Here is a 248-nt window from a genome sequence, read left to right as displayed (position 1 = left end):
ACCGGCTCGGCAAGACGATCATCTTCGCCAAGAACCAGGACCATGCTGAGTTCATCGAGAAACGCTTCAACATCGCCTATCCGGAGCTCGCCGGGCATTTCGCGCGCGTCATCACCTACAAGGTCGATTATGCGCAGAGCCTGATCGACGCCTTCTCCATCAACGAGAATGAGCCGCATATCGCCATTTCCGTCGACATGCTCGACACCGGCATCGACGTGCCGGAGGTGGTCAACCTCGTCTTCTTC

1 protein-coding gene is annotated in these 248 nt (G+C 57.3%); it reads left to right on the top strand.

The features are described from left to right. Positions 1 to 248 (top strand): hypothetical protein (locus tag CH341_RS33085; RefSeq protein ID WP_146604817.1); only part of this gene is annotated, 248 nt, incomplete at both ends.

Origin of the sequence: Rhodoplanes roseus, from assembly GCF_003258865.1 — a bacterium.
GTDB classification, from domain to species: Bacteria; Pseudomonadota; Alphaproteobacteria; order Rhizobiales; family Xanthobacteraceae; genus Rhodoplanes; species Rhodoplanes roseus.
Note: the sequence above shows the minus strand (reverse complement) of the source record. Positions and strands in the feature narration are given on the sequence as shown.